At 46.5% G+C, this 20,769-nt stretch carries 17 protein-coding genes; 1 reads left to right on the top strand and 16 read right to left on the bottom strand.

The window, feature by feature from the left end:
- Positions 1 to 46: 46 nt before the first annotated feature.
- The 9 genes from nuoH to HY200_05290 all read right to left on the bottom strand — a co-directional run bounded on the left by nuoH (position 47) and on the right by HY200_05290 (position 9,689).
- Positions 47 to 1,072 carry an NADH-quinone oxidoreductase subunit NuoH gene (gene nuoH, locus HY200_05330; protein MBI3594362.1) on the bottom strand — a complete coding sequence of 342 codons (1,026 nt, stop codon included), beginning with the start codon at positions 1,070 to 1,072 and terminating at the stop codon, positions 47 to 49.
- On the bottom strand, positions 1,073 to 3,727 hold the full coding sequence (gene nuoG / locus HY200_05325) for an NADH-quinone oxidoreductase subunit NuoG (protein MBI3594361.1): 2,655 nt from the start codon (positions 3,725 to 3,727) through the stop codon (positions 1,073 to 1,075).
- Positions 3,724 to 5,025, bottom strand: a complete 1,302-nt coding sequence (nuoF, locus tag HY200_05320; protein MBI3594360.1) for an NADH-quinone oxidoreductase subunit NuoF — start codon at positions 5,023 to 5,025, stop codon at positions 3,724 to 3,726. The genes nuoG and nuoF overlap by 4 nt, the downstream gene beginning before the upstream one ends.
- Before the next feature lie 98 nt (positions 5,026 to 5,123).
- Complete coding sequence (gene nuoE, locus HY200_05315; protein ID MBI3594359.1) at positions 5,124 to 5,612, bottom strand: NADH-quinone oxidoreductase subunit NuoE; 489 nt, start codon at positions 5,610 to 5,612, stop codon at positions 5,124 to 5,126.
- 145 nt (positions 5,613 to 5,757) lie between these two features.
- The gene (nuoD, locus tag HY200_05310) at positions 5,758 to 7,014 is read right to left on the bottom strand and encodes an NADH dehydrogenase (quinone) subunit D (protein ID MBI3594358.1); all 1,257 of its coding nucleotides are present in this window, start codon (positions 7,012 to 7,014) and stop codon (positions 5,758 to 5,760) included.
- 61 nt (positions 7,015 to 7,075) lie between these two features.
- Complete coding sequence (locus HY200_05305) at positions 7,076 to 7,564, bottom strand: NADH-quinone oxidoreductase subunit C (protein MBI3594357.1); 489 nt, start codon at positions 7,562 to 7,564, stop codon at positions 7,076 to 7,078.
- Positions 7,565 to 7,600: 36 nt separating this feature from the next.
- On the bottom strand, positions 7,601 to 8,080 hold the full coding sequence (locus HY200_05300) for an NADH-quinone oxidoreductase subunit B (GenBank protein ID MBI3594356.1): 480 nt from the start codon (positions 8,078 to 8,080) through the stop codon (positions 7,601 to 7,603).
- Positions 8,071 to 8,445 carry an NADH-quinone oxidoreductase subunit A gene (gene ndhC / locus HY200_05295; GenBank protein MBI3594355.1) on the bottom strand — a complete coding sequence of 125 codons (375 nt, stop codon included), beginning with the start codon at positions 8,443 to 8,445 and terminating at the stop codon, positions 8,071 to 8,073. The genes HY200_05300 and ndhC overlap by 10 nt, the downstream gene beginning before the upstream one ends.
- A gap of 89 nt (positions 8,446 to 8,534) precedes the next feature.
- Positions 8,535 to 9,689, bottom strand: a complete 1,155-nt coding sequence (locus HY200_05290; GenBank protein ID MBI3594354.1) for an SAM-dependent methyltransferase — start codon at positions 9,687 to 9,689, stop codon at positions 8,535 to 8,537.
- Positions 9,690 to 9,862: 173 nt separating this feature from the next.
- On the opposite strand from HY200_05290, the gene HY200_05285 reads away from it, so the two are divergent.
- Positions 9,863 to 12,286, top strand: a complete 2,424-nt coding sequence (locus tag HY200_05285; GenBank protein ID MBI3594353.1) for a hypothetical protein — start codon at positions 9,863 to 9,865, stop codon at positions 12,284 to 12,286.
- Positions 12,287 to 12,472: 186 nt separating this feature from the next.
- On the opposite strand, the gene HY200_05280 is transcribed toward HY200_05285, so the two are convergent.
- The 7 genes from HY200_05280 to HY200_05250 form a co-directional block, all read right to left on the bottom strand.
- Positions 12,473 to 13,606, bottom strand: a complete 1,134-nt coding sequence (locus tag HY200_05280) for a sensor domain-containing diguanylate cyclase (protein ID MBI3594352.1) — start codon at positions 13,604 to 13,606, stop codon at positions 12,473 to 12,475.
- Complete coding sequence (gene secA, locus HY200_05275; GenBank protein MBI3594351.1) at positions 13,551 to 16,178, bottom strand: preprotein translocase subunit SecA; 2,628 nt, start codon at positions 16,176 to 16,178, stop codon at positions 13,551 to 13,553. The genes HY200_05280 and secA overlap by 56 nt, the downstream gene beginning before the upstream one ends.
- 156 nt (positions 16,179 to 16,334) lie before the next feature.
- Complete coding sequence (locus HY200_05270) at positions 16,335 to 17,252, bottom strand: M23 family metallopeptidase (GenBank protein ID MBI3594350.1); 918 nt, start codon at positions 17,250 to 17,252, stop codon at positions 16,335 to 16,337.
- A gap of 397 nt (positions 17,253 to 17,649) precedes the next feature.
- The gene (gene pilQ / locus HY200_05265; protein MBI3594349.1) at positions 17,650 to 19,098 is read right to left on the bottom strand and encodes a type IV pilus secretin PilQ; all 1,449 of its coding nucleotides are present in this window, start codon (positions 19,096 to 19,098) and stop codon (positions 17,650 to 17,652) included.
- Positions 19,099 to 19,137: 39 nt separating this feature from the next.
- A complete protein-coding gene (locus HY200_05260; GenBank protein MBI3594348.1) occupies positions 19,138 to 19,581 on the bottom strand; it encodes a hypothetical protein in 444 nt (147 codons plus the stop codon).
- Positions 19,571 to 20,173 carry a type 4a pilus biogenesis protein PilO gene (gene pilO / locus HY200_05255; GenBank protein MBI3594347.1) on the bottom strand — a complete coding sequence of 201 codons (603 nt, stop codon included), beginning with the start codon at positions 20,171 to 20,173 and terminating at the stop codon, positions 19,571 to 19,573. The genes HY200_05260 and pilO overlap by 11 nt, the downstream gene beginning before the upstream one ends.
- A complete protein-coding gene (locus HY200_05250) occupies positions 20,170 to 20,721 on the bottom strand; it encodes a PilN domain-containing protein (protein ID MBI3594346.1) in 552 nt (183 codons plus the stop codon). Before HY200_05250 ends, pilO begins: the two co-directional genes overlap by 4 nt.
- Positions 20,722 to 20,769 lie beyond the last annotated feature (48 nt).

Here is a 20,769-nt window from a genome sequence, read left to right as displayed (position 1 = left end):
TACCTCATTTTGACACGCTTTCTCCTCGGACCGGAGTTCCGAATACTTATTTTAACCAATAGATCACGATCGCTGTCACAATCAAATTAACAAATGCAACCGGAAGCATAATTTTCCATCCTAATTTCATCAGCTGATCGTAGCGAAGTCTAGGAACCGTTCCTCTCAACCAAATAAAGAAGAAAAGAATGAAATAAACTTTTAATATAAACCAGATAAAAGGAGAGATCATATAAAATGGAGCGTTCGTCTCCATAAAATGGAACGGCGCATGCCAGCCCCCGAGGAAGAGGATTGCGCCAACGCTCGACACAATGATCATATTGGCATATTCCGCCAGAAAATAGAACGCGAACCGCATGCCGCTATATTCGGTAAACCAGCCGGCGACCAGTTCACTCTCTGCTTCCGGAAGGTCGAAGGGAATCCGGTTCGTTTCCGCAAGCGCCGAAATGATATAAAGAACAAAGGCAACCGGCTGAAAAAGTATATTCCAGTGATCTTTCTGTGCCATCGTAATATCGACCATGCTTAATGACTGCGAAAGGAGAACCACTCCGATAATCGAAAGCCCCATCGTTAATTCATAACTGATCACCTGGGCAGCAGACCGCAGTCCCCCCAACAAAGCATATTTGCTGTTTGATGCCCACCCCCCCAGGAGAATTCCATAGGCGCCAACCGAACTAAACGCCAGGATGTAAAGAATTCCGATATTGATATCGGTAATCCTGGGATGAATGATTCCTCCCGGACCGGTAGCTGCTTCATTAAAAGGGATCACTGCAAAGCCAATGAGCGCGGGGACGAGTGAAATTATCGGAGCGATGCTGAAAATGAATTTATTCGCACCGGCAGGAACAATGTCTTCTTTAAAAAAGAGTTTCAAGCCATCGGCGATCGGCTGAAGAAGTCCATGGGGCCCCACCTCCATTGGGCCAAGGCGGTCTTGCATAAAACTAAGCACTTTTCGCTCTGCAAGGGTCAGGTAGGCAACATGCCCCAGAACCACTCCGAGCACAATGACAATTTGAAGGAGGATAACTCCGATATTTAAAAAGGTTTCGGCCATTTATTTCGGTAGAATCTCCACTTTCCCGAGTTTGAAATAGACCGCATCTGTAACGGGATCTGTTTCACACGGGAGCAGGTCTCTTAAGTTCGGCTGGACCAGATGCTGGGGGTAAAAAACGACTCCTCGTGGATAATCCGGATTCATTTTGACTTTCACCTGGAGCTCCCTTTCTCCCGATTTCACCCGTACCCGATCTCCATTACTCACCCCGAGTTTTTTGGCATCCTCCGGATTCATCGTAAGCGAATGGTCTGGGTAGAGTTTATTCAAACCCACGGCACGGGTTGACATCTTCCCGGAGTGATAGAGGACGGGACGGATCATCAGGGCAAATTCATCGGAAGCGCGGCCGGTTTCAGAGGAAAGTGGCTCGAATCGGAAACGTTCCCTGTTTCCTTTGGAGACAATCGGATTGAAATAGATCTTCTTTTTTGAAGCGATCATTTCTTTTTGTTCAGGACCAACGGGCAATTCTCGGTAGTAATCGGGGAGCACTTTCTTAATCTCCCTACGGATTGCATTCACATTTTCATATTGCAGGGGGAAACCCGCACGGGTCGATACGGCCGAAATAATTGACCAATCCGGCTGACTCTCGCCATATTCGTTTAACGCCTTTCGGATTCTCTGGACTTTTCCCTCCATGCTGGTATAAGTCCCTTCTTTTTCGGCAAAACTCGCGGCCGGGAAAACAACATCAGCCATCTCAAGCGTTGAGTTCATAAAGAGATCCTGACAGACCAGAAAATCGAGCTTTGAAAAGGCTTCTTTGACCTTGAGGGATGCCGGTAAAGTATCAATCGGGTTCTCTCCAATGATATAAAGCATCTTAATCTCCCCGCGATGGATCTTTTTAATCATCTCGGGGAGAGTGGCTCCTTTCTGTAAAACAGGGTTACCGTGCCACAAATCGGCATAGAGCTTCTGCGCAGCCGGATCGCCAACCTCCATGAGGCCGGGAAGAAATTCAGGGACGCCTCCCATCTCCACAACACCCTGCTCATTATTTTCATAACAGAGCGGGTTTAACCCTGAACCGGCCTGATCGAGTTTTCCGGAGACCCAGGCGAGATCGATGAGGTTCTTGACATGGTCATACCCGCCCCTGACAGACGTTATTCCGGTCCCAAAGAGGATGACTCCGGGCTGGCGTTCATAGAGCAGCTGACCCATCTTCCTGAATTCCCTTTCGGAAATTCCGGTCATTTCTTCAATCTTATTAAAGGAAATCGGTTTGATCTCGCTTTTGAGCTGAACTCCGTATGGATAAGCACTGTAAGGATTACCGTCAATTTCCAGGATGGCTTTGATCAGGCCCAGGGTGACCACCCCTTCGGTTCCGAGGCGGTTCTGCAGGTGATGGCCGGGGAGTTTGGCCAAATTCGTACGCACCGGATCGACAACGATCAGCTTCGCTCCCCCTTTCCTGACTGCTTTTTTTACAGAAAGAGCTGATACGGGATTGCTCTCCGTCATATCGCTTCCAATGACTAAAATAACCTTCGCCTGAGAGATCTCCTCATAGGAGTTGAGCATCCGGTTGTATCCGAAAGCCTCTCTAAATGCTTTGACAGTATTGATATGGCCATACCGGGCAGTACTGTCAATATGCGGCGTGCCAATCCCAAGTCTTAGCCATTTTTGAAAAAGATACACCTCTTCATTCGTACAGCGGGCAGAAATGATTCCCGCAATCGCCTGGTTCCCATGCCGCGAACGAATTTCATTGATCTTCTTTGCCGTCAGATCAAGCGCCTCGTCCCACAATGTACCGACCAGCTTTTTTTCAAACCGGACCATCGGAGAAGTAAGCCGGTCTTTTTCATTCACATAGTGATAGCCGTAAAATCCTTTGGCGCAGAGATTCCCTTCGTTGGGGCCCTTTCCCCACTCCGACGTCACTCTCATTAACGTCGAGTCATAGGTTTCTAGGGTCATCTGACAACCATCGGCGCAATGTTGACAGACTGTCTCTGTTTTTTTCAGCTCCCAGGGACGGAACTGGTACATTGAAAATCGATTGGTGAGTGCGCCGACCGGACAGATTTGAACGCATCCGCCACAGAAAACACAGTCGAGTTCCTGTCGGGCGAAAGTCGTGATTTCCGTCTTGACCCCGCGCTCCACAGAACCCAACGCCCGGACTTCCATGATTTCATCGCAATAGCGAACACATCGGAGGCAAGAGACACACCGGTTCATCTCTTTTTCGATGAACCCTCCAAAATACTCTTTATTAAACACCCGTTTTTCTTCCGTAAATCGACCCTGTTTACTGTATTCGTGGCTTAAATCCTGAAGGTGGCACTCTCCCCCTTTGTCGCAGATCGGACAATCGAGCGGATGATTGGAAAGAATAAACTCGATCACACCGTTTCTGGCCTGGAGGACATTGGGAGAATGGGTCTGCACAACCATCCCTTCGGCGACCGGCATGCTGCAGGAGGTCTGAAGTTTCGGATTCTTTTCTATTTCGACAAGGCACATCCTGCAATTGGCATCCGGCGCGAGCTGTGGATGGTAACAAAAATGGGGGACTTCAATTCCGGCCTTTTTGGCCGCCGCAATCACATAGGTCCCTTCTTCAACCTGGACATCCTGTCCATTGATCTTTAACGTGACCATTTTTTTTGTTTGATTCGCTGTTGTCATGGAAACCCTATTGTCGCAAGCCTTTCCGAATGATTAATCGGACAGCTTTTTTCGCGAATATGATATTCATATTCCTGCCTGAAATATTTTAGCGTCCCCAAAATCGGCGCGACTTCTGCCTCTCCAAATGCACAAACAGTTTTTCCGGCAATATTTCCGCAGAGACTGACCAGGAGGTCCAAATCTTCCATCTTCCCCTCGCCATGTTCGATCCGGTGCATGATTTTATAAAGCCAGGGAGCGCCTTCGCGGCAGGGGGTGCATTTTCCGCACGATTCATGGGAGAAGAAATGCATCAGATTGAGCGCTGCCCAGACCATACAGGTCTCCTCGTCCATGACTGTCACCGCTCCGGAACCGAGCATTGAACCTGCTTTCGCCACCTCTTCAAAATCAAGCTTCACGTCCAGATGCTCTTCGGTGAAAAAGGAGGCGGACGCACCACCCGGAATGATGGCTTTTAATTTTTTCCCGTTGATGATGCCACCCCCGAGATCAAAAATCAGCTGACGGAACGTGGTCCCCAGAGGCACTTCATAATTTCCCGGTTTTTTGACATGCCCGCTGAGCGAAAATAGTCTTGTTCCAGTACTTTTACCTACACCAATCGACGCAAACCATTCTCCCCCGCGATTGACAATATAGGGAATGTTGCTCAGGGTCTCGACATTATTCACAACCGTCGGTTTGCCATACAAACCGAAATTTGCCGGAAAAGGGGGCTTAAACCGCGGTTTTCCCCTTTTCCCTTCGAGCGACTCCAGTAACGCAGTCTCCTCGCCGCAAATATAAGCTCCCGCACCGGGATGGACGTATACCTCAAGATCAAAACCTGAACTTAATATATTCTTGCCGACAAAACCTTTTTTCCGGGCTTCTTCGATCGCCTCTTCGATGGTCTTCATCGCCAGGTCGAGTTCTCCCCGGACATAGATATAAGCAGTATGGGCCCCGATGGCATAGGCAGAGATAACAATCCCTTCAAGCATCTGGTGGGGATCCTTTTCCATCAACTGGCGGTCTTTAAATGTTCCCGGTTCCCCTTCATCCGCATTGATACAAAGATACTTCGTGAGTGCAGGATTCTTAGGAATAAAACTCCATTTGGTCCCCGTAGGAAAACCTGCTCCGCCACGTCCCCTCAACCCTGATTTTTTCACCATCTCAATGAGTTGATCAGAGGTGATCTTCTCTGAAAAGACCTTTTGAAGCGCCTCATATCCCCCCATCGCAATATAGGAGGAGATCTTGGGCGTGTAGCCAGGTGATGCCATATTCTTAAAGAGGATCTGTTCCATATTATAATTGGGAGCCCGTGCGGATTCTTTATTCCTCCGATGCCCCCAAACCCCTCGTTTCGGCAAGGCAAAGCCTCGCCTCACTTATTCGTCATGCCTTATGACGTTGCCTTTTGTTTTAATTCTTCCAAAATCTGATCGACCTTGGATTTATTCAGATTCTCGTAATAATTTTGATTGATCTGCATCATCGGAGCCGTCCCGCAAGAAGCAAGACATTCTACTTCAGTCAGCGTAAACAGGCGGTCGGAGGTCGTCTCCCCTAATCCGATTCCGAGCTTTTCTTCCAGATAAGCCACCAATTTCTCCGCACCCATGAGCGCGCAGGGAAGTGTCCGGCAGACCTGGATATGATATTTGCCGATTGGTTTCAAATTATACATGGTGTAAAAGGTGGCAACCTCGTAGACCTGCAACGGGGTAATTTCAAGCAGATCCGCAACTTCCTTCATCATTTCTTCGGTCAAATGACCCTGGTTATCGTTCTGGACAATGTGGAGGGCCGGAAGAAGTGCCGAGCGCTTTTCTTCTTCCGGATAGCGAGTGATCACATTTTCAATTTTTTTTCGGGCAGTCGCAGATATCATTGTTTTATTTCACCCCGTTCTGAAAGCTGAGAAGGGGTCATATACAAGGCGGAACAAGAAGTGACTCCGCAGCGTACAGAAACGTACGTGAGGAACTCGCTTCGGCGTGACAACGCAGAAGATGGCCCTTTATCAGCTTTCAGCATCATCGATCACATTCTCCCATGACAATGTCATAAGTCCCAAAAATGGTAATAATGTCCGAAATCATATATCCCCGGGCCATGTAGTCAAACGCCCCCATATGAATGAAGGATGGGGGTCGGATTTTAAGGCGATAAGGACGGTTGCCGCCGGTGCTGTATATATAAAAACCAAGCTCTCCTTTCGGAACTTCAGTCCCGCAGTAAACTTCTCCCTTCGGTGCATCAAATCCCTTGGAAGCCACTAGAAAATGATGGATCAGACTTTCCATATCGGACATCACCAGGTCTTTCTTTGGAAGAACAACCATCGGATGGTCTGCTAATATCGGCCCCGAGGGGAGTTTATCGAGAATCTGTTCGATCATCCGGGCAGACTGAACCATCTCCAAAATCCGGATCCAATAACGGTCATAGGTATCGCCATTTTGTCCTAACGGGACCTCCCAATCCAGCCGGTCATAGACACCATATGGCTCGTCTTTCCGAATATCATAGTTGACTCCGGAACCTCGTAATGAAGGACCGGTCAAACCAAAATTAACAGCGTCCTTTCCGGAGATGACTGCCACATCCCGGGTCCGGGATATCCAAATACGGTTGTTTTGGATCAAGGTATTATATTCTTTAATCTTTTTAGGAAATTCTTTGATAAATTTCTTTAATCTGGCGATAATTCCTTCGGTAAGATCACGGTCCAGACCCCCAATCCGGTAATAGGTCATGGTCAAACGGGCGCCGCATAATTCTTCGAACATATCTAGAATTTCTTCCCGTTCGCGGAATGTAAAAAAGAAAACGGTCATCGCACCAATATCGAGCGCCTGGGTCCCCAGCCAGAAAAGATGGCCGGAAATTCTCATCATTTCCGCGACAAGTGTCCGAATGTATTCAGCCCGCTCAGGTATTTGAAGTTCAAGAAGCTTTTCAACCGATCTGACGAACGCGTAATTGTTTGTCATCGAACAGACATAATCAAGGCGATCAGTCAGTGGAATGATTTGATTGTAGGTTTCGAGCTCCGCGAGCTTTTCAACACCCCGATGAAGGTAACCCAAATCGGGAGTTGCTTTTACGATTCGTTCCCCTTCAAGATCGAGCACGACTCTGAGGACCCCGTGGGTGCTCGGATGCTGAGGACCCATATTCAGAAGAAATTCTTCACGACGCAGAACCGGCCTGGTTTCATGGGGGGTTTCAATATGCTGTCCTCCAATCGCCACCTCTTTGGTAACGTTGTCGCCTTTAATTCCAGCCATTTCGTGATATTCCCTTTGGAACGTTTACACCCTTCCGGGGTCAGGCCACAGAACCATGGTTTTAGCGGCCCGGCAAAAACTCAAATGTACTTCTCCACCCTTTTCCCTCGGTTGGAAAATCTTTTCGAAGAGGATAGCCTTCAAAATCCTCCGGCATCATAATTCTTCTCATGTCCGGATGATGGTTAAACCGAATTCCCATCATGTCATAAACCTCCCGCTCCATGAAATTGGCCCCTTTCCAGATCGAAGAGATCGAGTCAATCGTACAATCCTCCTCGGAAATTCTCGCCTTAATCCGAATGCGATGTTTCCAAGGAATGGAATAAAACATGTAAACCATCTCAAAGCGCTCTTCATCTTCAGGAAAATCAAGGGAACAGATATCGGTAATATGATCAAAACTCATTTCAGGGTCATCATGCAAATAGTGGCAGAGCGAGACAAGCTCCTCTTTTTTGACGGAAAGAGTGAGTTCCCCATAACTGCTTTTGATTTCCTGAATGCTGTTTTGAAATTTTTCTGTCAAATGTTTGGAATCTGGATACAAGCCTGCTTCCTTATTGATCTGTAAGGGGGAGACCGATTATTTGGAAAAAACCTTTTCTTTCATGATTTTTTCCTGGAGTTTCAGAATACCGTCAAAAAGCGCTTCAGGCCTTGGCGGGCATCCTGGAACATAGACATCGACAGGGACAATCTGGTCGACACCTTGAACAACGCTATAGCTGTTATAGATATTTCCGGAGGTCGCACAGGAGCCCATTGAAATCACATACCGGGGCTCCGGCATTTGATCATAGATACGGCGAATCACCGGAGCCATTTTTCGACAGACGGTTCCAGCAACAATCATTAGGTCAGACTGACGGGGAGAGGCCCGGAATACACCTGCGCCAAAACGATCCAGGTCATAGCGCGAAGAGACTGAGGCAATCATCTCGATCGCACAGCAGGCCAATCCAAAGGTCATCGGCCAGAGAGCAGACTTTCTGGCCCAGTTGACGACCGAATCCAGCGAAGTGGTAATAATATTTGTTTCAAACTGACGATCCATTAATCCCATTCAAGGGCTCCTTTTTTCCAGGCGTAGAAATATCCAACCATCAAGATAAACATAAATACGATCATTTCAATAAGAGCATAAAATCCGACTTTTTGAAAAACAACGGCCCAGGGAAAAAAGAAAATCGCTTCAACGTCAAAAACAACGAAAAGCATGGCAATCACATAATAACGAAAGGGGAAAGACCTTCGGGCGTCTGAAAAGGGAATCGATCCGCTTTCATAGGGGAGAAGTTTCTCTTTGTAAGGATATCTGGGTCTGACCAGGGTGCCAACCAGAAGACTTCCACCCCCAAAGGCAATCGCAACAAATATAAAAATGAGAATGGGTAAATAGTTTTCAGGCAAAAACGTTTCCGGAGCCATATCTATTCTCGCCAAATTAGAAGGGGGCTCACGCGTTGCTTGTGAGGGTTCAAAAATCCTAATGGAATGAACTTTTAATGTCAAGAATTTTATTTTTGAAACGGCTTTCGAGCATATTTTAAGCCATCCAGCCTGATTTCACCGATTCCTTTTTCCTGGATGAGGACTTTAAATACGGGGCCCAGACCTTCCGGATGGATCAGATATTTCATCGCTCTGAAGACCGGATCGCACGTGGGGTCTTTAAGCGTCTGAACATACCGGTCGATCTCTTCGATCATACCGAGCCCGATTAAAAAATGAGATTGTTCGACATATCCCAGGGTGGATAATTCAACCTCGCGCCCATATTCCTGGAGCGCCGAGAAGTTGAGATGGGAAGTCATATCCTGTTCTCCGATGGATTCATAGGGATTCTCGCCGGTCTTGTGGTTCCGGTAACAAAGCAAAGTCCCTTTTCTTCTTCTAATCGAATAGAGTTCTTCGTAATAATCTCCATAATCGATCGTGATGAGGAATCCTTTATTCAATTTTTGACCCGCATCTCTTATCCAGGAGAGGGCGTTGAGATTGACCTCTCCCTCCTGATTTTCTATCCAGTTGACCGGAAACTTCTTGAAATAATGGCCTATTTCTGGATCCGAGAGAGGTTTGAGAATTTCAATCCACTGGCCGGCCTGGTAGTCGACATAAATCTCCTGCAGATCTCCTTTCCAAACGACCCGATGAACGGGAAGGGCATCCAAAAATTCGTTTGAAAATATCGTTCCGTCTATGGGGGGGAGCTCCTGAATGGAATTAACCCAGACAACCTTTGATCTTAAGTCAGGGAAAGTATCGAAAAGTGCTTTTTGCCGTTGAACAAAATCAGGTGAAGACTCCACCATATAGTAAGTAATCTGTTGGAAGAGGTTCGAAGGATCTTCCCGGAGGGTTTTAAGTATCTGGAACGCCAAAAGCCCGTTTCCGGGTCCGGCTTCGACCAAATCAAATCGCGAAGATTCCTTTAATACGGCTTGCGACATCTGGAGCAGCTGGCGGCCAATTATTTTGCCAAAATAAGGATGAACTTCTGGACTGGTCGTGAAGTCACCCTGGGCGCCTATTTTTTCCCTGGCGGAGAAATAATACCCTCCTTCAGGATCATAGAGCGCCATTTCCATAAATTCTTTAAAGGAAATGGGGCCTTCAGATTTTATTTTTCTGATCATTTTGTCCACGAGCGCCGGATTTCCGGAATTCATTGTAATCCTCTGATAAAAGATGTATTTTGTCGGGGATGAAAACAGTGTTTTTTTTTATCTTTTTTCTGTGTTGGATGACCCAAAACCTTTACGCGGCGAAATTTCACCCCTCCTACGAAATAAACGCCCTGTTTGAATTTCCGGAAAAGTCTCAACCAATCATTCGGGGGAATATGGCGGTGACTTTCGTGAATTCTTCGACAGTCCCATTGAAATCCATTACGATGATGCTCTATCCCAACCGGTATCTGACCCCTCCTTCCGCACTCCCTCAGGAGATCTATAACCGATCGTTTCCCAAACGCTTTTCCCGAGGGAAGATGGATCTTTTTGATGCGCGGGATTCTTCAGGGAGACTTCTTACAATTCAATGTCCCGGAACAACTCTGGGACAAAATGTGGTTTGCGAAATTCAACTGGTTAAACCAATTATTCCAGGCAAATTTACCACGCTCTCCCTTTCCTTTACAACCCTGATTCCAGAGCGTCTGGGAGAGTTCGGGTTTTTTAAATCAACTGTTTCGCTTGCGGGGGGATGGCACCCCTATCTTCCCAATCTGGTCGGGAACAGCTGGCAGATCAATAAGCCTCCGCCTCTATCTCATTTTTTGCTTCATCTGGAATACCCTATTAAATATGAACTCAACCACACCGGGGTCCTTATCGAAAAGACGCTTGCTGACAATTCAAAAACGCTTTCTTTGAGATCGGGGAATAGCGGATTTTTATCCCTAATCTTTTCAAACCAGTATCGGGATATGATTTTGGAAAAACCAAATCACATTATCTATTATTCCTATTTTGCAAAAGATATGAAATACGCTTCGAAGGTACTGAAGACCGCCGATGGAGCGCTTCAATTTTTTGAAGAAGAACATGGGGTCTCCAATGCGATAATTCTTCGGCTGGCCGAAGCCTACCTCTATGAAGATCTTTTCGAAGAGGGAGAAGGGATCGTCCTGGTAAGCCATGTTCTCTATAAACTTCTCCCCCCCCTCAAGACCTACCACGAAGCACGGCTGATTCACGGTATTTACACATATCTCTGGAGGGCGCAGATTCCATGGGCAGACGACTGGATCATTCAGATGCTCGCAGACCACACGAGCCAGGCCTACTTATTTAAAAAATTAAACCATCCCCTCGAAGGCATTGAGAAATTCTTAAAGCCGTTTGCTTTTCTGCCGATTGTGGACGAAATTTTGTATACCCCAAATCCTGCTTTCCGTGAGATCTTTTTGAAAGAAGGCAAACCGCTCCCCTTCCGTGAAAACATCCGACTTTATAATACGCCGAGAGCGGAAGGAACCGGAATTCTTTTTAAGCTTCAAAATCTTCTGGGAAGAGAAAAGACTGTGGAAATTGTTAACGCTTATCTCGATTTGATTCGAAAAGGAGAACAGCCGTCCTTCATCGAGTTAAGCGAATATTTGTCCCGCCGGGATCTCGAATGGTTTTATCAACAATGGCTAATCAGTTATCCGCAACCCGATTTCAGCCTTCAGAAAGTAACCGAAGAGCGCTCGGATCATCTGTTGACAACCACGATTCAGGTCAAAAAAGAGGGAGAAGGAATCGAACCGTTGACCGTGCGCGCAACACTTTCTGACCGTTCAAAACTTGAAATAACCAAGCTGATCGAACAGCCGAATGTCACCTACACTTTTCAAAGCAGTTCACCGGTCAAAATCGTAGAACTGGATCCTGAACATCTCACCAACGACCCCGAGTTATTTAACAATCGAAACCCGCATCAATGGAAATTTCTTCTCGACAAGTTTAACGGAGCGATGGATTTTCAAACCCATTCTCCCCAAATTGAATTCGGAGGATCCTTTAGGAGACTGTACGACAATAACAATATCTTCGGATTCTACTACTATAAACTGGAAGGAGCTCGGGGTGTCCGCGCGGATTATACCCACACTTTTTCAAAACAAAAGGGGGATTTGTTCAGCCAGAGTACGGGTGGAAACCTTAGGACGGAAGTGGTTTCTCTACCAAGCCAGGAAGATGAAACCAGGGGAAGTTTTACACTCGATTACCAAATCGGATACCTCACCTATAATTTAACTTTTGAATATAATCAACAATTTACGGGACCGGAGCATCCTTTTAACGGCAGAGTTCGATTCGATACCACGAATGAGAAACGATGGTCTCCTTATCAAACCTTGTCTTTTATTACAAGAATGACCGAGTCAAGCGGTCCGCTTAATGCGCCAATCTTTGCCGGAGCGGGAATGGGACTCCGGGGTTATACCGAGTCCTCCATATCAGGAAGCAATATGGCCATCTTCTCGCTGGAATATAACTTTCCTGTTTTATATGAGCTGGACAAAAATATCGTGGGTCTTGCGCTTCTTCATACGCTGCAAGGGAAGGTCTTTATCGATGCCGGAAACGCTTCCGAAGAACATAATCTCTTTTTATTTAACCAATACTTATCGGATTTTGGAACAGGAGTCCATCAGGAGCTGGATTTGTTTGGCGCCTACCCAACCAGTCTCGACTTTCAGATCGCTTATCCGATCTCATCATCAATTCCGGGGGAACGGATCATACATTACTATCTTAACTTCGGCGTGCATCTATAATAGGGACTCACGTCGCCCCCTTCACCGGCAGAGCCGGATGAAGCTTCCCCCTCTCGCTCGCGTTGCTCGCTGATCAAAAACAAACGGACTCACCCCAATGATATTTGGGGGCCTTTGATCAATCGTCTCGACGCTCCCGGTTCGAGCCGTGTCATCGACTCAGCGGCGCTCAAAACCGGGGATTCTCTAGTAGTTACCGGCGAGGAAGATTTGATCTCTCCCCGCGTTTTTTGCAAAATACATAGCGTTATCCGCGGCCTTGATTAAATCCTCTTTGTTCTTGGCGTTTCGCGGGTATCCCGCGATCCCAAAACTGACTGTCAACTTTACCTTGAGTCCGCGCTTTCGAAGAAATTTAAATTCGCGAATACTTTTCTGAAGACGTTTGACGATGTGATGGGTCGTATCCACGCTTGTTTCAGGGAGTACAATGACAAACTCGTCCCCGCCATAGCGGGCGATAATGTCGACATCTCTGAGGCTTTCAATGAGAACTTTCCCAAGTTCGATCAGGACTTGGCTGCCTGCCTGATGCCCGTGGGTATCATTGACCTCTTTAAAATGATCGATATCGAGAAAAACCAGGCTAATTTCGGATTTATACCGTTGACTCCTGCGAAGCTCGATATCGAGCGTCTGCTCAAGATAACGGTAATTAAAAAGCTTCGTCAGATCGTCGGTCACCACCAGGTCCGACATCCGTTGATAGAGAAATGAACGTTCAATCGCGATGGCCGCCTGATCCACCAATTTCAGAATCAACTCGAGATCTTTTGAATTAAAGGGTGTCCCATCCTCCTTGTTGACCATTTCCAGAACGCCGATCGTCTTCTTCTTATTGATGACCGGAACCGCCAGGATCGTCGTCGGATTAATCAGGATCTTTTTTTCGATCTCGGTAGAATATTTTAAATTGTTCTTAACGCTGGGAATGAGAACCGGCATTCCGGTTTTAGCCACAGCACCGGGAACGCCGCGCCCCAGCTTGATTGGAAAAGGTTTAAACCCCTTTTTGAACTTTCCTTTAATCATTTCAAATTTTAATTCTTTCGTGTTTTCGTCGAAAAGGAGAAGGGTCCACATCTGTCCAAGAACAAGAAGGTGTGCCTGATCCAGAATGATCTGCGCAACCTTCTGGAATTCAAGCGAAGAGGTTAAAAGCTTCCCCGCATTGAAAAAAAACGACAGTTCGCGCTCCTTCTGACGCAGGGCATTCTTTAGCTGCTTGATTTCTTCTTTAAACTGAACGCTCTTTAGAGCCGTTTTACTGGCCGTGGCATTTTTTGTATTTTTTGCCGCTGCCGCACGGGCATTCGTCATTACGACCTACCTTTTTTTCAACTCTCTGTGGTGGACGGGAAATTCGCTCTTCTCCCCGGTTAAGGACCATTTTTCTTGAGGGCATGGCCACCTGTTGAGCGGGAATCGCCTCTTTTCTGAATTTAACCTTAAGGAAATTTTCGACCATATCATGTTTAATCCGGTCAATCATCGACGAAAACATTTCAAACCCTTCTTTTTTATATTCTACCAGCGGATCCTTTTGTCCATACCCCCGCAGACCGATCCCCTCCTTCAAATGATCCATGCCCAGGAGATGGTCCTTCCATTGGGAATCAATCACCGAAAGCATGATCTGTTTTTGAACTCTCAGCAAAATCTCGGCTCCAACCTCTTTTTCCTTGTCCTCATACTGACTCTGAATCCCTTCCCGAATTCTGGACTTAAACGACTCCGGACCTGCAGGCTCAGTCGTATCGTTTTCAAAATCAAGCGAGACGAGAAAATTTCTCTGTACCGCATCAGATAGTGCCTTCAGATCCCACTCTTCCGCATAAACTTCCGGACTACAGTAGTTCAGAACTGTTTCTTCGATCAGGTCGTCAACAAGCTCAAAGAGCTCTTCTTTTAGATTTTCGCCCTTTAAAACCTGCTTCCGCTGTTCGTAGATCACTTCTCTCTGCTTATTCATCACATCGTCATATTCAATCAGCTGTTTGCGGATATCAAAATTATGCGCCTCGACTTTCTTCTGTGCGTTTTCGATCGCCCGGGAAACGATTCGCGCTTCAATCGGAATCCCCTCCTCCATCCCGAGACGCCCCATAATGCCGGATATCCGCTCGGATCCGAAAATACGGAGGAGATCGTCTTCCAACGAAAGGTAAAATCGCGACGAACCGGGATCTCCCTGCCTGCCCGCGCGGCCTCGCAGCTGGTTGTCGATACGACGGCTTTCATGGCGTTCCGTTCCGATAATGTGAAGTCCGCCGAGAGAGACGACTTCCTGCTTCTCTTTTTCCGTCTCGGTTTTCAACTGTCGGCCTTTTTCTTCAATCGCAATAGCAGAAGCTTCCTCGGACTTTTCAAGCTCCTTTTTCAGTATAAACTCCGGATTGCCGCCCAATAAAATATCGGTTCCACGTCCCGCCATATTGGTGGCAATGGTGACGCCGTCTTTTTTCCCCGCCTGGGCAATAATTTCTGCCTCTTTTTCATGGTACTTGGCATTTAAAACAGAATGTTTAATCCCTTTTCTTTTGAGAAGCCCGCTTAATCTCTCCGACTTCTCGATCGATATTGTTCCGACCAATGCCGGTTGACCCTTCTGATGGAGAAGTTCTATTTCTTCCGAAATCGCCTTGAACTTTTCCGCTTCGGTCCGATAAATGACATCGGGAAAATCCTGCCTCACCATTGGCCGGTTCGCGGGGAGGACCACCACATCAAGGTTATAGATTTTATTAAATTCCGCGGCTTCCGTATCGGCAGTCCCGGTCATTCCGGAAAGCTTCTGATACATCCTGAAATAATTCTGGAAAGTAATCGTGGCCAGCGTCTGATTTTCGCTCGCAATTTCGACCCCTTCCTTCGCCTCAATGGCCTGGTGAAGGCCGTCACTCCATCTTCTTCCGGGCATGAGTCGCCCAGTAAATTCATCAACAATCAGGACTTCCCCGTCTTTGACGACATAGTCAACATCTTTCTTAAAGAGAACGTGCGCTCTTAACGCCTGCTGGACGTGATGAACGAGGGAGATGTTCGATAAATCGTATAAATTCTGTACGCCAAGAGATCGTTCAACTTTGATATTCCCCTCATCGGTCAATGCGGCCGTTTTCGTTTTCTCCTCGATCGTATAGTCCGATTCCGCCTTTAAAGATGGAATAATTTTGTCGACTTTATAATAAAGATCGGTCGATTCCTCGGAGGGTCCGGAGATAATAAGAGGCGTCCTGGCTTCATCGATCAGGATGCTGTCAACCTCGTCGACAATGGCGTAATTCAATTCACGCTGGACAAAATTGGCCACATCAAATTTCATGTTGTCTCTCAGATAATCAAATCCAAATTCATTATTTGTTCCGTAAGTCACATCGCAACCGTAAGCAACCTGCCTCTGCGGATCATCCAGATCATGTTGAATCAGCCCCACTGTCAGTTCCAGAAACTGGTAGAGCTGACCCATCCACTGGCTGTCTCTACGAGCAAGGTAATCGTTCACGGTCACCACATGAACCCCTTTCCCGGCCAGAGCATTGAGGTAGACCGGCAAAGTCGCAACCAGTGTTTTTCCTTCTCCCGTTTTCATTTCCGAAATCTTCCCCTCATGAAGAACGATTCCCCCTAATATCTGTACGTCGAAATGTCTCATGCCCAGGACTCTCTTGGACCCTTCTCTGGCAACCGCGAAGGCCTCCGGGAGAATTTGATCCAGAGTTTCCCCGTTTGAGAGCCTTTTTCTGAATTCAGCCGTTTTGGATTTCAATTCGTTATCGGAAAGAGGGGAGAGAGCGGGTTCGAAAGTACTCACTTTTTCTACTAGGGGCCAGAGCCGTTTTAATTCACGGTCGTTTTTAGTCCCGACTATTTTTTTGATGATGTCAAACATTCATTTTCAACGGGTTTAGAGGCAGAAGAGAATTTTAAGAAATATAACACAGTTCTGGTGAAAAATCATTTCGGAAAAATAAAAAACCTGAAGGAATTTTCTGAACCTTCAGGTTTATTAAGAAGCTCCCGTAGATCGGGTGACTGGAGAGGCCGGTTAATTTATAATGTATTTAAGCGGATTAACCGGAACGGCATTAACATGGATCTCGTAATGAAGATGCGGACCTGTCGAAAGGCCTGTATTCCCCACATAACCGATAATATCACCCCTTTTGATTCTCTGTCCGACTTTGACCGCTGATTTCGCCATGTGTCCATAGATCGTTTCCATCCCATAACCATGATCGACCCGAACTTCCCTTCCAAATCCGCTTTCGAATCCATCGTACCGAACAATACCCGATGCCGGAGCGGTGATCGGGGTTTCAGGCCGGGCGGCTATGTCGATCCCCTTATGAAGTCCCACCTCACCCGTAAAAGGAGAGACCCGATTTCCAAAGCCGGAAGTGAGCCATCCTTTGACAGGCCAGACTGAGGGAGTGGCTGTCCAGAGTGACCGATGTTCTTTCATCACATCACTTAATTCCTGAAAACTGACCTCCTGCTGGAGTGTCGCAGAATGAAGCATGGAAATATCCTGCTCCATTTTTTTCATCATCCCATTTGGATTTTCCTTGTTTTCAAGCAATTTCTCGATCGGACTTGCCGCCTCTGCTCCTCCCATTCCGAGAAACTCGGTATTGACTTTAGAGGGACCGATATCGGCAATCACTCTGAGCTTGGCATCAAACTCTCTTAACCGGACCATCTGTTTCTTTAGCTCTTCGATCCGGTTGGAGAACATCTGAATTTGAAGTTTCTGGGAGACAGTCTCTTTTTGAAGAGAATTGAGTTCCCAGGTTTCCCCAATGAGATAAAAATACTGAAAGAGAAAGAAAATCAGTAAAAGAAGCGCGCACGAAGTAAATCCCACGATCCTTTTCAGGCTTTTCTTGCTGATACAAAACCGATAGGTCTTGGATGTCGGGCTTGGAAGCACCATGATCGTATATGATTCTTCATGTTTTTCCATTTTCTTTTTTCCTCCTCTCCAAGCTTGCTGCCTGAAGTGTTTTTGCAGCGGAGCTAAGTTTTCAAATTCGCTTTCTTAGCTTTCCTGGAGTTCCTTTTCCTCTAAAAACAACCCGTTTCAATTTTCTGGTCAAACGGGGCTGACACTAGCATACGAATTTTTGTAATGTCAAGTTGAATCAAATTCTCCCTTTACTGCCTGATGATTTCGTTTACATTTATGCAACAATTCAATAAAGAGATAGAGAAAGACTTACCTGATATTAAAAGCAAGGAACATGCCTGACGGCTGATCCTCTAACTTTTTGAATTATTGCGAAGAAATAATTGTCAAAATTGCAAAAACTGACAAAATTTGTCAATTTTGAACGAAAATCGGGTAAATACGAGGTTGAATCTTACTCTTTGCCAGGCTTCACCGATTTTTGATCTTCATTCAGGGATTCGGGGGTGATCAAATGATAGGCAATTTTTTCCGACGGACCGCCGTCTTGAAATTCAGTCGGAGTAATGAAGATAATGAGCTCAGCTTGCTGATCCCCCTTGTTCTGCTTTTTAAACAACCATCCGAGAATCGGAATATTTTCCAGCCAGGGTATTCCGTTTTCATTTAATGACTCATTCTTGGTATAAATACCACCGATCGCAACCGTCGCTCCGTTCTTGACCATCAGGTCGGTTTCAGCCGTACGAGTCGCTAAAGGGGGAATATTCTGAATCTGACGGTTGTAATCTGGCTCCTTTTTTTCGGTTTTGATATGCATCAGAATCTGGTGATCAGGGGTAATGTGGGGGGTAACGACAAGCTCCAGTTTGGCCTGAATCGTGGTCACCCCACTTGTCGCCGATGATCCTGTCGCCGTCCCACCTGTCGAGGTTCCGTTTGTCACAAGGGTTGCCGTTGGAATGAGAATTTCAGTCCCGCTTGAAATCCGGGCCTCTTTATTATCGAGCGTTAAGATCTTCGGATTGGATAGAATCTTCCCTTTTCCCGTATCTTGCATGGCAGAAAGCTGTAAATCCAGAAGAAGATTGCTTGCGATATACGATAATCCAATCGATCCTCCGGACCCGGGACCGACTGTTGCGGGTAAATTGACTGCAAAGGGTCCACCGCTTGCCCCAATTCCTCCGGTTAAAGGAGTCAGAAAAGTGTCCGTGGAATTGGTCTTGAAGGCACCTCCATTGACCAGATAATTACCGTTCACATATTCGCCTCCCCACTGAATACCGAGTTCGCGCGTAAAATTGGTGCTCGCTTCGACTACTCGGGCTTCAATCATGACCTGGGGCGTCTTCATGTCAAGTGATTTGACCAGGTTCGCAATTCGGTCTACGCCCTCGGGGCTATCTTTAATAATCAATGTATTGGAACGGCCATCGACAGAAACGGTCCCTTTTTTGCTCATTAATCCCCTGACAGAATCCTGCAGTTCCTTTGCACTTGCGTAATTGACCGGTATCATCCGGGTGATCGAATCTTCTTCTCCTTCCGACGTAGAGGGCCGGGAGACGGTTACAATCGAATCGGTCTTGCTCGCCCAGAGGTTCTGATTTTTCAAAATCGCAGAGAACGCCTCATCCAGGGTCACATTTTTGAAACTGAGCGTGACTTTCCCTTTGACTTCTTCCCGGATAATGATATTGACGTGATTTTCCTGGCCGATGGCGCGAAGGACATCTTTTATATCCGCATCTCTAAACTCCAGAGAAAACTTCGGCCCCCCGGATACATTGGAATCCGTTGGAAAGAGCGGGACGATCTGTCCCTGGCACCATCCTTTTGGGGCAGTTAGGAACAAAACCGCTAAAAAAATAGATCTGAAGATCCGTGTTGGCTTAATCATATGATTCCCTATCTTACAAGTTCATTAATAGCTTCCCGATTAATCCCCTTGACTCTCGGATGAAAAGGAGAGCATTTTAAGCTCCCGGGTTCCAAATGGCCCCTTAATTACGACGACATCTGGATAGATCCGATCGATCTGACCTCCGGTCACTTTATCCCCTTCGGAAACAAGACGATCGTTCACAATCGCAAGACGCTCACCGGAACCCCCGACAATAATCCCCGTTAAATGCCATTGCCCGACCCGCACCCCGCCCGGAATTTGATGATTCAGATTCTTTTTCCTGGGAAGATGAAACGGGTCATGAGGCCCGGAAACGGTATTCTCATCTTCATGATCCGCTTCGTCAGCCGTGACGCTGTCTGATTCAGCCTGGTCGATCTCGGTTTGCGATTTTCCAGAATCGGACTGGCCAATTGCCAGGGAGATCATGGCAATGAGAAAAAAACCAGTTAATAATAGGGAGAGATTATTTTTCATTTTTTTCCTTCATGATTCGTGTCATGACGACCAGATCTCCGTAGACCATCGGCGTTTCATTTTCCAAAGTATCAATTTTGACCGAATCGATCTTAATGGGGCTTGGAAAATGTTTTAATCGCGAGATATATTCCTTTAATTCATTAAAATCGGTTTTCACTTTGATTTTTACCGTCAACAGGTTATCTTTTTCCCCTTCGATCACCGATTCAGGCCGGAATGAGACCATCTCGACTTTTCTGCCTGCAGCCAACAGGGCCGTTTTTTCCAAGACAGATGACATCTTCCTCTCATTTGCTGTTAATTGACCGCCGGCAAGCGATTTCTTCTGAAGCCGGGCGTTGATATTTTTTGTTTCATCCCGGAGAAAAAAGAGATGTTTCTCTTTCTGAGTTAAGAGTTCCCTGTTCGCTGTCACATCTTTCTTAAGATGGATGAGCTCATTTGATTTTTGGCTCATGAGGGTTCCGCCAATGGCTAAGAAAATGATGGTCAGGACCACGCCCTGGATAACCGGATCTTTGATCCCTTTATTCACCCATGAACCCGGTTTCAATCCGATTCTTTGCGTCAGTTCAGCCAGTGTGGTCAATTCATTCTCCCGGTAATTTCAAAATGGACATATCGATCGTCAAGCGTTTCCCCCTTCTGGGTATAGATCAGATGGATATCTGAAAATAGAGATTGTCTTTCCAGTCGGGATAATAAAAGCGTAATGGGGGCATGTGAATAGGCAAACCCGGCCAATTTCATCTGTTTCACGGGAGGTTGATCTTTCCCCTCCTGCCTGATGCCGCCATCGAAGGTTTTTAACCAGGTTCCTTCCGGCACAATGGTTCCGATCGTTGAAAGAATATCGACCCACGGAATCGCATTTTGAAATAAGACGCCGGTGTCCGATTGACCGTTCTTCTGTATGAATTGCTCCAAGTCGTTCTCTTCCAGCGATGTTCGCGAGAGCTGTTCGGAAATACGGGCCGATTCCAACCGGGTGTTCCTAATCTCGAATTCTTTCGCCAAAATCAGACCTCCCAGAAGCAACACCAGACTTCCCAGCCAAACAGCTAAAATGATCGGTTTGATTTTTCCTAACGGATCAAAAGCAAATTCATTTGTGATTAAATTAATTTCTCGTTTCATTCCTATTCCTGCAATCAATCCCATGTCTGGCAGACCAGAAAGTCACCC

The sequence above is a fragment of the Nitrospirota bacterium genome (assembly GCA_016194305.1).
Lineage (GTDB): Bacteria > Nitrospirota > Nitrospiria > JACQBW01 > JACQBW01 > JACQBW01.
The sequence above is the reverse complement of the archived record's forward strand: the minus strand, read 5'-3'. Positions and strand labels throughout refer to the sequence as shown.